At 53.8% G+C, this 14,416-nt stretch carries 11 protein-coding genes; 5 read left to right on the forward strand and 6 right to left on the reverse strand.

Annotated elements, in window-relative coordinates; genetic code table 11:
* Positions 1-22: 22 nt before the first annotated feature.
* The 6 genes from ABLN94_RS16000 to ABLN94_RS16025 form a co-directional block, all read right to left on the reverse strand.
* On the reverse strand, positions 23-1,456 hold the full coding sequence (locus ABLN94_RS16000) for an NAD(P)/FAD-dependent oxidoreductase (RefSeq protein ID WP_352994069.1): 1,434 nt from the start codon (positions 1,454-1,456) through the stop codon (positions 23-25).
* A gap of 44 nt (positions 1,457-1,500) precedes the next feature.
* Positions 1,501-2,061 carry a GtrA family protein gene (locus tag ABLN94_RS16005; protein WP_352994071.1) on the reverse strand — a complete coding sequence of 187 codons (561 nt, stop codon included), beginning with the start codon at positions 2,059-2,061 and terminating at the stop codon, positions 1,501-1,503.
* Positions 2,058-3,236 carry a glycosyltransferase family 2 protein gene (locus ABLN94_RS16010; RefSeq protein WP_352994072.1) on the reverse strand — a complete coding sequence of 393 codons (1,179 nt, stop codon included), beginning with the start codon at positions 3,234-3,236 and terminating at the stop codon, positions 2,058-2,060. Before ABLN94_RS16010 ends, ABLN94_RS16005 begins: the two co-directional genes overlap by 4 nt.
* A gap of 430 nt (positions 3,237-3,666) precedes the next feature.
* A complete protein-coding gene (locus ABLN94_RS16015; protein WP_352994075.1) occupies positions 3,667-5,775 on the reverse strand; it encodes a glycosyltransferase family 39 protein in 2,109 nt (702 codons plus the stop codon).
* A 159-nt stretch (positions 5,776-5,934) separates the two neighbouring features.
* Complete coding sequence (locus ABLN94_RS16020; RefSeq protein WP_352994078.1) at positions 5,935-6,906, reverse strand: UDP-glucuronic acid decarboxylase family protein; 972 nt, start codon at positions 6,904-6,906, stop codon at positions 5,935-5,937.
* Positions 6,907-7,228: 322 nt separating this feature from the next.
* The gene (locus ABLN94_RS16025; RefSeq protein ID WP_352994081.1) at positions 7,229-9,025 is read right to left on the reverse strand and encodes a tetratricopeptide repeat protein; all 1,797 of its coding nucleotides are present in this window, start codon (positions 9,023-9,025) and stop codon (positions 7,229-7,231) included.
* Between the two features lie 217 nt (positions 9,026-9,242).
* On the opposite strand from ABLN94_RS16025, the gene ABLN94_RS16030 reads away from it, so the two are divergent.
* The 5 genes from ABLN94_RS16030 to ABLN94_RS16050 all read left to right on the forward strand — a co-directional run bounded on the left by ABLN94_RS16030 (position 9,243) and on the right by ABLN94_RS16050 (position 14,282).
* Positions 9,243-9,521 carry a hypothetical protein gene (locus ABLN94_RS16030; RefSeq protein ID WP_352994084.1) on the forward strand — a complete coding sequence of 93 codons (279 nt, stop codon included), beginning with the start codon at positions 9,243-9,245 and terminating at the stop codon, positions 9,519-9,521.
* Positions 9,522-9,594: 73 nt separating this feature from the next.
* The gene (locus ABLN94_RS16035; protein ID WP_352994087.1) at positions 9,595-10,179 is read left to right on the forward strand and encodes a hypothetical protein; all 585 of its coding nucleotides are present in this window, start codon (positions 9,595-9,597) and stop codon (positions 10,177-10,179) included.
* Positions 10,180-10,277: 98 nt separating this feature from the next.
* Complete coding sequence (gene gntH / locus ABLN94_RS16040; protein WP_352994089.1) at positions 10,278-11,486, forward strand: guanitoxin biosynthesis MBL fold metallo-hydrolase GntH; 1,209 nt, start codon at positions 10,278-10,280, stop codon at positions 11,484-11,486.
* 165 nt (positions 11,487-11,651) lie between these two features.
* Entirely contained in the window at positions 11,652-12,464 is an 813-nt protein-coding gene (locus tag ABLN94_RS16045) for a transporter (RefSeq protein ID WP_352994091.1), read from the forward strand.
* 63 nt (positions 12,465-12,527) lie between these two features.
* Positions 12,528-14,282 (forward strand): hypothetical protein, encoded by a 1,755-nt coding sequence (locus ABLN94_RS16050; RefSeq protein ID WP_352994093.1) that lies wholly within the window; start codon positions 12,528-12,530, stop codon positions 14,280-14,282.
* Positions 14,283-14,416 lie beyond the last annotated feature (134 nt).

Raw genomic sequence — 14,416 nt, forward strand, 5'->3', positions numbered from 1 at the left:
ATCCCTGTGTTTCGGTCTTTCCTCACTTCGCCGAACTGGCCTGGCGATTGGTCTTACCGACCCGCTCTAACACGGTCAAAGGTGGCCGCGTTTTATTCGGCACCTCATCTCGCTCGCCTTGATTTCGCCTTGCCAAGCTGTCCAGCAATTGTTCTGCCATACGGTTACCGTCACGCACAGCGTAGTTCGTCCCTCGGTCCATTGGATAAATCTGCGAGAAATTGCACATCAGAACTCCGGGGCAGGGAGTCTGATGTGGTACAAGTTTGTTTTCTTCGAAGCCTATGTCGACGATGTGCTGGGCGTTTCGCAGACGAAAGAGCCCATCATCCACAACGGCCTCGCGGTCGAATTCCGGAAAGATCTTTTTGATCTCGCCATACCAGCGCTCTTTTAGATCTTCCGGTTTCATCGACATGTATTCGTGCTCGGGCGGAACGTAGTCACCGATATAGTAGATGTTCAAACCGTCGAACCGATCGCTGCCGACCAGATTGGTAAGGCTCAGAAATACTACGAAAGGCGCGTTCTCAGAGTTGATGTTATGCCAGTAGTATTTGGTGAACTTCTGAGGGGTCGCGAACACCTGCACGGCCGCGTCTAGATAGTCGATGCTTTTGAGGCGATCAAAGTACTCCGGGTCGCGCTCCTCGTAGGGGGCAATCATGCGGGCTAGTATATGGCTCGGCACCGTGGCCAGAACGCGGTCAAAACGTTCTTCCCCCGCATCGGTAGTAACTATGACCTCGTCTGACTCGGGGTCGTACGCGATACCCGAAACCATCGTTTTTAGGCGAATGTCCGTGTTGTCTTCGCGCAGAGGTTTTTCAAGCGCATCGACAATGATCCTGAAGCCGCCGTCGAAATACCCCAGCACCTCTCCGCCAGCCTGCTTGTCGCGGCTTTCGACACGTTGGAGTAAACGCCCCCAAAGCCAAGACATCGTCACCTTGTCATAGTAGCGGTCGAATTTGCCGCGCAGTAGTGGTTCCCAGATCACGTCCGTTACCTGGCGCCCGGCATATTTTCTAAGCCATTCCAGCGCTGTTGTGCCGCTGAGTTTCCGCCAGTCTTTCTCGCGCTGTAGCCAAAGCACACTTATGCCGGCTCGGATCCGGTTGATGAAACTGAGCGGCTTGAAGCGGATTAGGTCAAGCGGAGTCTCCATGGGATAGAGCGTGCCATCATAATAGGTGGAGACAGAAGATTTATGATAGGTCAACCGATCGTTCAGGCCCAATTCGTCGACCAGAGACAGGATATATTCGTCGGTTTTGTAGAGAAAATGATAGGCCTGTTCGACGCTGTGATCCGCAAGTTCAAACCCAGCGGCAAGACCGCCAAGGCGATCAGATGCTTCGCAGATCGTCACGTCCACGCCTTTCTTGCTGAGACGATAAGCGGCGGTTAATCCGGTGAAACCACCTCCGATGATGCATACTCTTGGTTTTTTCATTTTAACGAACCACTGTGTTACTTGTTATTAACAGGTTGTGCGACCTACACGACTTTGCGGAAGGTGATGCGAGAGTTCAGCAAATACTGGACGACGAATACGACGGGCAAAGACAGAATTTTTCCTGCATTTGCATCAAGGCCAACGACTTGCGCTGCGTAGATGACACCGTAGCCGGTGACATAGCCAATCCCGCAAACGACGATGAAAGACGCCAGGCGCAGGCCTAGGTAATCGTTGGTCTTGAAGTTGTGCCTGGTGTTCACGAAAAAGCTGAACAATACCGAAGTCGGAACTGAAATTGAGTGCGCGACTAGGGCAGTGGTGCCAACTGCATTGTAGAGGATCAGAAAGAGCAACACGTCTATGGCACTCGCCGTGCATCCAATTATGAAGTATTTGACCAACGTCTCATGACGCTTCATCAAGACCATGACGCGGTCTTTCAAGCTTTGGTTTTCGGTACAACTCGATGCATCCGGATCGTGGACGTTAGACACGTTTTCCCCAGCGGTGCGCCCAGGTTTCTTGTGCTCTGCCTGAGATTTCTGGTCGTCGCTTTTCGACGGTTCTGCGTGCAGGTCGTTTAAGGTGGCTTCTGTCATGAATTTGCCCTCTCGCTCTTTCGCGATGCAAGAAACGGATACCGTACACGGCCCCAAACGAAGGCTTGGGTAGCGACGTAGTTCCAAACGACCGTAATCAGCGCGCCAGCCATAGCCGGGGCAAGATCAATCATGTTGTTGTATTGATCGTGCAGCATGGTCGCGACACCGATATTGGCGAAGATACCGACCGAACACAGCACCGCAAAAATCACGAAGCCGAAATAGAAGTCGACGCCCCTTAGGCGGCGATCGTTGTAGGTGATGGCATTGTTAGCAGAATAGTTGAACGTGAGTGCAACGAATGTCGCCATGAGCTGAGAGGCAGCAAATGTCGCGCCAAAGAGTCTCTCGACCGCAATAAAAACGATCATATGGCAAATGATGCCTACGCAATTGATCATTGCAAATGAGATGAAGCGCGCGGGAAGCGGAAGAAAGCGGCTGATTTTTTTCTCGATGAAGAAAAGGAAAAACTCGTACAGCACGCCAGTGTCGAGTTTTGACTCGCCGTGCACGCGTTCACGAAACATGAATGGCAATTCGACGACTTTTGGGCGTGGTCGCGAAGCCGCAATCAGGTCCAGCAGGATTTTAAAGCCGATCTCGGAGAGGTCGGGCAAAGCTCTCAGCAACACTTCTCGACGAAACACGAAAAAACCGGTCAGCGGATCCGTCATGTCGAGGTTGAAAAGTCGATTGGCAAGTCGAATGCCTGTATTGCTTATCTTCACTCTCGTCTCGGACGACAATCCTGATGGTTTTTCCTCGGCTAGGAAGCGACTGGCCGATGCAATGGAGGCCTCGCCACTTGCGACTTTTTCATAAAGCTTTGGCAGGATGGTTTCGTCGTGTTGCAAATCGCCGTCCATAACGGCGACCACGTCCGATGCAGCGGCCAGACCACCTTCGACAACTGCTGAGGAGAGCCCACGCCGATTGTGGCGTGAGATGAGCCGTACGCGCCGGTCTGTTCGCGCCAATTTCCGGACAGCGTCGGCTGTGCCGTCAGGCGACGCATCATCTACGAAGATAATTTCCCAAGAGATTCCGTCGAGCGCGGAATCAAGCTTGTTCACAAGTTCAGCGACATTACGAACTTCGTTGAAAGTTGGCACCACGACAGAAAGCGCAATTGAATCCGTCGCGCGGAATTCATGCGCTTCATGGGTCATGAGACCTTCCTCGGATAACAAATTGCCAACTTAATTCTGATGGGATCCGAACCGTCGACCTGTTTACCAGGAGAAGAATTCACAACAAACTTTTTCACAAACACACACCTCCGGCTAACCAAAAAACGAAAGCCGCACACAATAAAAAACAATTAAAAGCTATCCGCTTTAGAGGTTTTGGTCAAAGGATTCGACGTCCAATGCTTGAGCACGCTAGGTCCCGGCGATGCGAGAGGTCAAAGTCTGGGCACGCCGTGCGCTATTTGGGTCAAACGAGCAGAACTCAAAATGTCTTGGAGATATGGCCTAAGAGCATTCTTGTTTCCGGGGCAAAAAAACGGAAACAAAAATGGGGGCGCCCATAAGTGTTTTGCGAAAAGTGGCTACATTTCATATGCATCGGCCCATAGATTTCTCTGAACGCCGTGCTTCAGTCAGCTCCTGTGGTTGACCCATCATTGGCCAAACCGGTCAGATCATACTCGGTAACGGTCACACACTCGATGCGGGCAGAATAATTGGTGAAGCTCACTGGTGATAACAACCGGTCAATTTCTGCCCGAAGATCGCGTACTCGCGAATATTGCATCTGACCCGTGTCTTCCAGTACGTGGCAGCCCCCACCCTCGATCAAGGCGAGTCGGACGTATCCCTCGGTGGCCTTGCGCCGTAGATAATCGATGGTCTCTGGTACAGCCGCGTCGCGGCTCCATGTCTCGGCATAATCTTGAGGTCTGAAGATATGGGGATCTTCAAGCCGGGCGAAGCCCGCAAACGGTACATTCTTTTCCCGTGTGTAGTAACCAAATGTTGGAGCGGTGAAATCGGGACTGAGAAGATAAACCGTTTCACTGGAACTGGGGTCAATATCGCTAGCAACGGTCCGAATTCCCGATTTTGGAAGCCGATCCGCCGTCGCGATATCCCACACGTTCAAGAGCGTCCAAACAAAAAGTGCAACAATGGCGACGGGCAGGGGTTGTAACCAGCGCCAACCGCGTTGGCTCAACAGGTGGCCTGCATGAACCAGAAAAATACCAAAAAACGCGCTGGCGATTGGTATGAATGAAAACATGTAGCGACCAGTCAGAGACAACGCCGCTAGCATTAGAATTGGCCCAAGCAGGGCTGTGGCCAACACGAACATGGCCGTCTCTTCTCGCTGGGATGCAGCGGGGAGCTGCTGGCGCCGAAAAAAACCGACGACGTACCAAGCCAAAGCACAAAACGCTGCCAGCGCCGCCATTCCCAGCGTGATCTTCGCGATGATCGATTTTTGGCTGCTCCACGGTAGCAAGTATGCTGTGTTTTTGTAGATGGCGCGCGGCTTGTCCGACCACTCGCTCTCCGGTGTCCACGGTGTGCCGGTTCCGAGGTGGTCAAAAAAGATCGGAATCCACGGTAGATAGATCACGAAAATAGAGAAGCCGGCGATAAGATATGGAAGGGCAGGCACCTGTCCAGGACGGCGAACCACCAGAACTATTGTGGCCAACGCAAGCGACACAAGCAGCATCAGGCCAGTGTATTGAACATAAATGAGCAAGCTGGCGCACAGGACAAACGCTATGAGCGACCAAGTGCGATGTCTGCTGTTGAGGCTTGTGAGTAAAAAGAGGGTCACGAGACAACATAGCAGTGCCGCAAGCGTGTTGGGTCGTGCTTCTTGCGCGTAGTAGATGCCGACCGGGGAAATCGTAACTAGCGATGCGGCAAGCAGGGCGGCCCGGCGCGAATCGGCGACTCTGGCAAGGTAATAGGCGGCAGGGATCGCCATCAGACCGAAGACAAAGGGTGATATCTTTAGCGCGTTCTCACCGGTGCCAAGCCATTCGATTGCGTAGTGAGTGAGCAGGTAAAACCCCGGTGGGTTCAGTTCCCCGTACTTCACCATGTCAATTACGGCCGAGGCACTGCCCGAAGCCGCTTCGAAATAGGTGGAGGCCTCATCCCTCCAGATTCCCAGGTTCAACCCCGGCAGCCGCAACACAGTCGCGATAATCAAAAGGTAGACTAGAATGCAGGTGTCTCGAAATGCCGACGATTCCAGCCTACTTGCCAGTCCGCCGATTTGTCGGTTGCCAGCAAGGCGCGGAGAAAAGGAAAGGCTAACAAGCACTCCCAGTCCGGATATGAGCAAGAGGTAGAACAGTGTGCGTTCGATTGCCGTTCTATAAAATTCTATAGACGGAACTGCACCGTTTCTGGAGAATCCGTTTTTAACAGAGGGCCAGATTTGCGCCTCATACATGGTGTCTGCAATTGCCTCTCCATTTACTGCATAGAGAATGAAGAGACATACAGTCGCGACCGCGGCTAAAACCGAAATGACGACCGCAGGTCCGAGGCGTTCGGGGTGTGGTGTTCTAAAAGGTTCAAATCCCTCGTCCATAAGAAAAGTCCCAGGCAAAACAAATAAACTCATACCCAAAAATACAGGTGTCCGATCACAATCGGATGGCAAACTCAGCATGGCTGGCAATTGCGTTTCGATCAAGGCGCTTGAGAAAGGGCTCATGTTGCGCCAGTTTTTTGTCAATCAAATTAGAGGCTTGGCTCGTATGTCAATCGTAGAAGTGCGTTGGTGCAAACGGCGAACCGCTATTTAATAGCTACGGCCGGGGTCGGGAAGATCAGCTCTTAATGGGGCAAGGTAACGCGCTAATCTTGTATCTGAGATAGGGGGGCTCAAGCATCGTCAGACTAGGCCAACCTCTTTCACGAGATGCCGGAAATAATCGATGGTCCTCCTAAGCCCTTCTTCAAGCTCGACGGTGGGCTCCCAGTTCAGTTTTTCTTTCGCAATGGAAATGTCTGGGCGGCGCTGAAGTGGATCATCCTGGGGCAGCGGCTGATAGACGATCTTTGATTTTGACTTTGTCTGGCGCAGCACAATTTCGGCGAGTTCCAGCATGGTGAACTCACCGGGGTTGCCGAGATTGACCGGGCCGGTCATATCCGGGCCACTGTCCATCATGCGTAGGAACCCTTCTACCAAATCCTCAACATAGCAGAACGAACGTGTCTGGGAGCCGTCGCCGAAAATGGTAATGTCCTGTCCGGTCAGGGCCTGCACAATGAAATTTGAAACCACCCGCCCATCGGCGTGATGCATGCGCGGCCCGTAGGTGTTGAAGATCCGAACCACTTTGATGTCGAGATTGTGCTGGCGGTGATAGTCGAAGAACAGCGTTTCGGCGCAACGCTTGCCCTCATCGTAGCACGAGCGCGGCCCGATCGGATTGACGTTGCCCCAATAGTCTTCGGTCTGCGGGTGCACACTTGGGTTGCCGTAAACCTCGGAAGTCGAGGCCTGCAGGATCGGGCATTGTAGGCGCTTTGCTAGGCCCAGCATGTTGATTGCACCATGTACGCTGGTCTTGGTGGTTTGCACTGGGTCGTGCTGATAGTGGACCGGGCTGGCGGGGCAAGCCAGATTGAAGATCTGATCCACTTCAATATAAAGGGGAAATGTCACGTCATGCCGTAGAAACTCGAACCGGGGATGGTTGTGCAGATGGTCGATGTTCCGTTTGGTTCCGGTAAACAAGTTGTCCACGCAAAGGACTTCGTGCTTGCGTTCAAGTAGACGATCGACGAGATGGGAGCCTAAGAATCCGGCGCCGCCGGTAACCAGAATACGCTTCCTGCTATCATACGGGCGGGTCATAAAACACCTCAAAACACAAAACACACAAATTCCTTATAGTTAGGAAAGACTATTTCGAACTTTGTGGCAAGCGTGGGGAGCATACGGGTCTAGACTGGCTTGGATTGAGTGTTTGTAATGGACGAGTTTTAATCAAATCTGAGGCTCTTCCGGGCAGGGTAGACGCAGTCCTGCTCTTGTAGTCGGCTGCGGCTTCTGGGGTCTCGCGGTCAGTCATTTCCTGCGCTTTTCCGAACTCAGGTGAGGGCAACAGAGCCCAAGATTTGAGACCAGCCCAAAAAAAGCATGCGAAAAAAGGGTCAGAGCTGGTAACCACAGTTGGCTATCGCTCATCGGCCAGCGACTTGGCCTTTTCGTATTCCGACAGAACTGGCTGCATCATTTCGGGATCGTAGATCACCCTCTCCAGCCACCATCTAAGCGGAAATGTCTCGCCTTCTGCGATCATCGCCGAAAGTCTCTCAAGGATCGCCGCTTCCTCGTCGAACTGCTCCAGCGCAGCGTTACCAGCGGCTTGGTAAACCATCATATGTATCCCAAACGGCCCGCCGAGGTCCAAGTTTTCCTGCAATGTGTTCAGGCTGTCCCTGTAGTGTCCCGCGTGGAATTGAGACACTCCGAGTATGTTCCTATAGGGTCGCCGGATGCTGAGGGGGTCCAGGCTTAGCGACCGTTTGAGGGGTGTGATGGCCTGTTCCGGCTTGCCCGCGTACAACAGGAACAATCCCAAGTAGCCGTGAGCCAGACTGGAGCTCGGCTCTTGTTCAACAGCGCGTTGGCCGAATTCAATTGCCTTCTGCGGCTGACCCTTCAGCATTTCAAGGTTGCCCAGTGTTAACAGGGCGCGAACATTGGCAGGGTCTTTTTCCAGTGCGATTTCAGCATATTGCTGGATTGCATCGCGAGTTTCATCTGTGTTCGGCGCCAAGCCAAACCACGCTCGGTGCGATTCCGCGAAACCCAACCCTGCATGACCGTGAGGGGCGTTTGGTTCCAGACTCACCACACGCTGCAGCAAGGCGTGTGCGGCGTCAAACCGCGCGGGGTCGCTCGGGGGGTGAATGATGTCCAGTGCCTGCTGATACAAGATTCTGGCGTCACGGCGCGTCCAGCGCGCATCCTCGATCCGCGAAGTCAGTTCCGGGAACAGCTCGATTGAAAATGTGGCGCTGATCTCTCGCGAAATCTCAGTCTGTGTATCGAACCGGTCCGTCGTTTTGTAGTCGAACCGCTTGGCCCAGATTTCGCTGCGGCTGTCCACGTCGACGAGACCGATGTTGAGCCGATAGCCATCTGTCATCGTCTGTAGACTGCCGCGTAAAATATGCGTCGCACCCAGCTGTCGCCCCTGATCTATCAGGTCAACCGCTTCGTCAGACAGTTCGGCAGTTGACGCGTACGAGATCACTCGCAGTCCCTGAACTCGCGCCAGATCGGTCGTGATGTCTTCGGCAATCCCTCGGGCTGCTACGGATGCAACCGCGCTGCTGCCCAACGGGTTGAACGGCATCACGGCCACGATCGGCAAATCTCCCCATAGGTCCGGATCGGTTATGGCTTGATCCCCAGGCGGGGTGTCCGGTTCAAGGCTTTCGACCAGCAAGTAGCCTGAAATGGCGACCAGCAACACCAACAATAGCAGCAAGAGCCAATTTGGTGCGCGCCAGCTGGCTTTGCCTGACCTTCTTGCTCGTTCCGCAGAATTGGGCGTTGCCGACGTTTGATCCCGGAAATCGAACGAAGGCACATATGACCCTTTGGGAATGGTAATCACCAAAGGATCATTGCTCCCATCCGTGAGGTAATAGTGTTCCAGTTCGCGTCTAAGGCGACGTGCTTCCAGGCGCACAACCGGATCGGACGTCGCGTCGAAGTCTTCGGAACGCCCCAGAACGGAAACGCCAATCGAATACCCCTTCAGCCGGTCTGCGCGTCCTGCTAGGGTCTCTTCGATAATGTATTTGAGGAACGCGCGTCGGCGATCATTGGCCCCAAACTGAGAACTCTCGAACATACGCGCGAGCTGTTCGTCTATAGCCGCCTGTTCGGGCGATGGCAGTGACTCACGCTCGGAAAACTGACTTTCCATCGAAGTGTCTGTCGTTTGTTTTCGTTCCATCCACTCGCTTCAAACAGTAACTGGCTGAGTCGCGTTGCGTCCAGTATTACATTCAAACCAAAGAATTTTTAATGTTTTTTACATGTTTCAAACATGTTCTGTACCCCAAGCCCGCGTTCTCGACTGTTAGTCTGATGTCGCCACGGGGTATCCGTATGGATGTTTCGCGGGAAAGAGTTTCTCACTGATGGCCAATGGCTTTTACGGAGGGAAGCAAGTGGAAAATTATCTTTCTGCCGGTTGTACCGAACTGGTGAACCAGTCCCCCAGCGATGAGTTCATTATCATGTCCTTGTCGCGGAGCGATCCAAAGTTTCAGGCCATTTGCCGCGACTTCGGCGAGGCGGTAATCGCGCTGCGCAGTTTTGAGGCGCAAGGAGAGAGCGGACGGGCCCGAGCGGTTGAATTTCAACAGATCTGCAAGGATCTGAGGCTCGAACTGATGCAATACGTCAATCAGGAGGCGACAGGCCCCAAGGCTCAGGTGCACAGATAAAAAATAAACTGTCGGCTAAACGAGTGGGTGGCCAGACACAATGACCCTCGGTCACGCATGCAAGGAGATGGGAATGGTTAAACGATTTCGCAAAGTGCTTCTCACCGCATTTACCATCATGATCGGTCTCATGTCCGTCGCTTACGCACAGGACAGTAATAGCGAAGAATGTAAGGCGCTGTTTGTGCACAATGCCGGTTCGGTTTCTATGGCCGGTGACACGATAACCATGGAAGATGTCAGCCCGATCGTCACGTTCTTCTGCGATCGGCCAGTTCGCTATGCTGGTGTGCTGAGCATAGAAGGCTTTTTGGACATGGTGTCCGAAGGCGATGACAGCTTTGCCGTAGACCCGCCCAACGCCTTGCTGACCATCGTTGCCGACGGTGCGCAGCCCGTAGACGTTGTTGTCGAACTGTCGCAACGCCCGCTGAGTGGTTCGGGAACGATGACATATTCCGGGGTCAAGGTGATCACCGGGGACATTCCGCAAACCACAGGTCCGGGCACATTGTTCATCGACCATTTCGGACACCCCATGTCACCAGGCTCGGTGGCGGGTGTACATCGTCGGCACGAGCGTCGCGCGGTACGCAATTGTGAAGCCACCGACGCGGACGATCTTTGCAATTGCGGACCCGGCATCGCCTGCAACTGAGACAGGAGAAAACAGACCGAATTTCAGACAAGCGGCCGGACAACAGAGAGCCGACATGACTGCCCCACTTGTGAACATCAGAAACGAAGGAGGGAACTATGTTTTTAACCATTGGTAGAAAATGTCGGAATGTGGCGTTGGCTTGTACAGCGACGGCCCTTTCCCTCGGTGCGGCGGCGGCTCTGGCCGAAAACCTGCCGACGGGGCGAACAGCAACCCAAATCAGTGACGAAGAGTATCCGGCCAGCTATTTCCCAAATACGGAAATTCTGGGAACAGATGAAATGCGGATTACCGCATTGGGTACCGGCATGCCGAACCAAACCAAGGCCGCCGTGTCCATTTCGTTTTTGGTAGAGCTTGGCAATGGTGATGTGTTCTTGTTCGACGTCGGAATGGGTTCGATGGGCAACCTGTTCTCGCTTCGGCCGGATTTCTCGAAAATTGACAAAGTATTCATCAGCCACCTGCATGTCGATCATGTTGGGGACTTCATGGGGCTGCACATCGGCAGCTGGCTGTCCGGTCGCTACACCCCGTTGCGGATATACGGGCCAACCGGATCGACTCCGGAACTGGGCATCAAGGCTTTTGTTGAAAACAGCCAAAAAGCCTACGCCTGGGATCTTGAAGGTCGCACAGGCGCATTGCCGGACGATGGCGGCAAGATCGAAGTGACAGAATTCGACTACATGCAGGAAAACGAGATCGTATATCAGGAAAACGGTGTAACGATCCGATCCTGGCCGGCCATTCATCTTCTGGATGGATCGGTGAGTTATTCTCTGGAATGGAACGGGCTGAAATATGTCTTCGGTGGCGACACCTATCCGAACAATTGGTACGTGAAATACGCCAAAGGCGCAGACATCGCATCGCACGAAGCCTTCCTGCCACCGAAAGCGCTGGCACCCTACTTCGGTTGGACCCTGGGTCAAGCGACGTATGTATCTACACGCGTTCACACCGAGCCCGCGGCCTTTGGCAAAGTCATGGCCGAAGTCAAGCCTCGTCATGCGGTTGGATATCATTCGGTGCTTTCCCCCGAGAATTACCAAGCAATTCTCGAAGGCATTCGTACGACTTATGATGGGGATCTTACGCTCACGCGCGACCTTACGGTTATAAACGTCACCAAGGACAAAATCATCGTGCGCGAGGCGTCGGTGGATGAATACGCGCTGCCGCCATCTGTCACAGAGGCGTACAACAATGCGCCACGGTCCGAGGAAAAGAAGCCATCTGACAAAATTTTGGCCGGGAAGTGGAAAGGGTACACACCGCCGAAAATGCCGGACGACAAATAATCCGGTTTCAATTGGCGCGCCCTCGCCGGGCGCGCCTCACGGGGTCACCGCGAACCATTTGAAATCACAAAACTTCGGGTCTGAATGTAAGCACCAGATTGCTAAACGCTTGCCCCACTTGTCCGACGACGCCTTGGTTCATTACTCTGAGAAAAGACCAGTTTGATGAAATTCTACGCCGAATACTCATTACTATGCCTGTTTCGACAGAGTGCCTTGGTCTCAGCATCTGTTCTGGCTTCGATTTTGGCATCGCCAGCGGTCGCTGATGACTCGGAACTGGCGAAGCAACTATCGAACCCGCTGGCCTCATTGATCTCGGTTCCGTTCCAGTTCAACTACGACAGTGGGTATGGCAGCGCCGATGGCAATCAGACGACGCTGAACATTCAGCCCGTCATCCCATTTTCTCTGAGCGACAATCTGAACCTGATCACACGCACGATCATTCCCTACAAATGGCAGAATGATGTTTCCGGCATGTCCGGCAACAACCAAGGCTTCGGAGATACAACGGTAAGCCTATGGTTCAGCCCGACAAAATCGTCATTTACCTGGGGAGTTGGGCCGATTTTTTACGTGCCGACATCCAGTGATCGAGAGTTGGGCGTTGGCGAATGGGGGGGTGGCATAACCGGGGTCGTTCTGGTGCAAGAGGGACCTTGGACCATAGGCGGGCTGGCCAATCACATCTGGTCCTTCGAAAGCAGCGACATCGACTCGACCTATGTCCAGCCTTTCCTGGCGCACACCACTCAGAAAGCTTGGACATACACACTGAATTCGGAATCCACGTATGACTGGAACGCTGAGGAATGGACCGCCCCGTTGAACTTTATGATTTCCAAACTGGTCAAGATCGGAAAGCAGCGCGTGTCTCTTCAAGCGGGCGCACGATACTACCTGACCTCTCCGGACTCCGGCCCTGACGGGTGGGGAGGGCGACTGTCCATGACACTCGTGTATCCGAAAAAGTAGAAAGGGCGTCTATCGGCGTATGTACGGCTTATGGCGATATTGTCGAAACAGATCAGAAGCCTGATGGCGATAGTGGCGGTCTCTGTCTTGGCGACCACCGCAAAAGGGGACGTGGTCCCGTTCAGTGGGGCCGAAGTCGCGAAAAATATTGCTGTTTTCCGACTGGAGGATGAAGGCGTTCGACTGGAGTTGGAAATTTACCCCGAGGATTTGCCGATTTTCAAACGCGCGCTGTCGTCAGAACTTGTGGCCAGCCCGCTTTCGACTCCGGCTTCATTTCTTCAGTTCCCGGATCAGGATCAGAATGTATTTTTTGTCGCCCACGCTGACGGACGACCCCTGCCGTTCCATTTTTTGAGCATGGAGCGCCGAAAACGAATTGACCGGGCTTCTCCGTTTGCTGGCATGAAGGACCCCATTTCCGGAGCCGTAGTACCCGGGCCGCCTGATAATCCCGACGTTTTTTACCTTGAGGCCTTCTTCAGCTTTGAGGGCGCGCAGCCCGAATCCCTGATCATCCGCCCCATTTACGCTGCGGATGGATCGCCGGCCGCATCCACCGGGTTCATGGTTTTTGACCGCGCTGTACCCGTCACTCGGTTCAGCTTTCTGAAAAGAGATACTCAGCTTCGGATCAATTGGCCCGACCCATGGTATACGGCCTTCAGCAACCCGAATCTCAATCGTGCCGCACAAAGCGGCACCAGTTCGTTTCTGTATGTAGCACCGCGGGAGCTTCGGCACGAAGTCCTTATCCGTGTTCGGGAACTAGCACCGTGGATCGGCGAAAACCTGGCGACTGGTGCCAGCCTAGACCCTGTACGCCAGTCCCAACTTTTGGCCGCAGCTCTGAAAGAGTTCACGGTTCGCAATCCGGTGCGCATTTCGGATCAGTTCGTTGCCCCCGCATCGGTTCGAGGGTCATTTCTGACGATTGGGGCGCGGGGATATCAGGTGGTCGAAGACTCACCGATGCTCGTTGCCGACACGACCTTTGTCGGCGTGATACTGTCCTATCCCGTTCCAGATTTACCGGCCACGGCGTCGATCTCTTGGGACATGTTTGACGAAAATATCCAGAAGGTTCCCGTGACGCTGACAGATAGTGCCGGCCCGTTTTACAATTGGGCGTCACCCGACGTCCCTGAGGTCATCTGGACCAACCACTTAAAACGATACGAAAATCCCAACGTCGAGCCAGTTCCGGCGGCAGGAGTAGTTTTTGTTCCGCTTTGGCCCCTGATGTTCTTTGTCCTTGTTGCCGGAGCAGGAGTGATCGCCGCCTGTTCCGCGCAGAAACACGTGCGATTTGGTTTCGCGGCACTCGCCCTGGGGTGCTTGGTCGCTGGTATGGCAATGTCAGGTAAAAACAAGGTTGCGTTCGTGACACAGATCACCGGCCAGACCGAAGATCAACTTGCAGCGGCGGTTTTTTCCCAACTTCTGCTGAACACCTACGTGGCTGGACTGGAAATGCGTCCCGACGGACGGAAAAAAGCTCTGGGGCCAATAGTCTTCGACGCATCGCAAGCTGACTTGGCGGCGGAACTGGAAACAAGCCTGACGATTCAGGTGCCGGGCGGAGGGCGTGCGCAAATTGCCGATGTCACGGATGTCGCAATCGTTGAAGGTGACATGAACCGTCACGGTGCCTTCGAAGGCGTCGCGCAATGGCGTGTCGATGCCCGAGCCGGACACTGGGGGCATGATCACCGACGCTGGGTGGACTATCGCGCACGGGTAGAATTCCGGCCCGACCGGGGAAACTGGATCCTCTCGGCAATCACAGTGTTGGAGGCACGCTCACCAGATGTCTAATTGGCTGCGTAATACACTCTTAGTCCTAGCAACTGGCTGCCTGATCGTCTTTGCAGTCGCCAGTCAGGCTCATTTTCTTCTGAACCTCAATGTGCGCGTGTTTCATGTTGAGCACACAAGCGATGGTCTTCGCA

It is taken from the genome of Ruegeria sp. SCP11, from assembly GCF_040329455.1.
Taxonomy (GTDB): domain Bacteria; phylum Pseudomonadota; class Alphaproteobacteria; order Rhodobacterales; family Rhodobacteraceae; genus Ruegeria; species Ruegeria atlantica_E.

What these genes read in the sequence shown, in the direction of transcription:
- ABLN94_RS16000 (WP_352994069.1), bottom strand. Translation starts at nt 1,456, where the DNA reads ATGAAAAAACCAAGAGTATGCATCATCGGAGGTGGTTTCACCGGATTA.
- ABLN94_RS16005 (WP_352994071.1), bottom strand. Translation starts at nt 2,061, where the DNA reads ATGACAGAAGCCACCTTAAACGACCTGCACGCAGAACCGTCGAAAAGC.
- ABLN94_RS16010 (WP_352994072.1), bottom strand. Translation starts at nt 3,236, where the DNA reads ATGACCCATGAAGCGCATGAATTCCGCGCGACGGATTCAATTGCGCTT.
- ABLN94_RS16020 (WP_352994078.1), bottom strand. Translation starts at nt 6,906, where the DNA reads ATGACCCGCCCGTATGATAGCAGGAAGCGTATTCTGGTTACCGGCGGC.
- ABLN94_RS16025 (WP_352994081.1), bottom strand. Translation starts at nt 9,025, where the DNA reads ATGGAACGAAAACAAACGACAGACACTTCGATGGAAAGTCAGTTTTCC.
- ABLN94_RS16035 (WP_352994087.1), top strand. Translation starts at nt 9,595, where the DNA reads ATGGTTAAACGATTTCGCAAAGTGCTTCTCACCGCATTTACCATCATG.
- gntH (WP_352994089.1), top strand. Translation starts at nt 10,278, where the DNA reads ATGTTTTTAACCATTGGTAGAAAATGTCGGAATGTGGCGTTGGCTTGT.
- ABLN94_RS16045 (WP_352994091.1), top strand. Translation starts at nt 11,652, where the DNA reads ATGAAATTCTACGCCGAATACTCATTACTATGCCTGTTTCGACAGAGT.
- ABLN94_RS16050 (WP_352994093.1), top strand. Translation starts at nt 12,528, where the DNA reads ATGGCGATAGTGGCGGTCTCTGTCTTGGCGACCACCGCAAAAGGGGAC.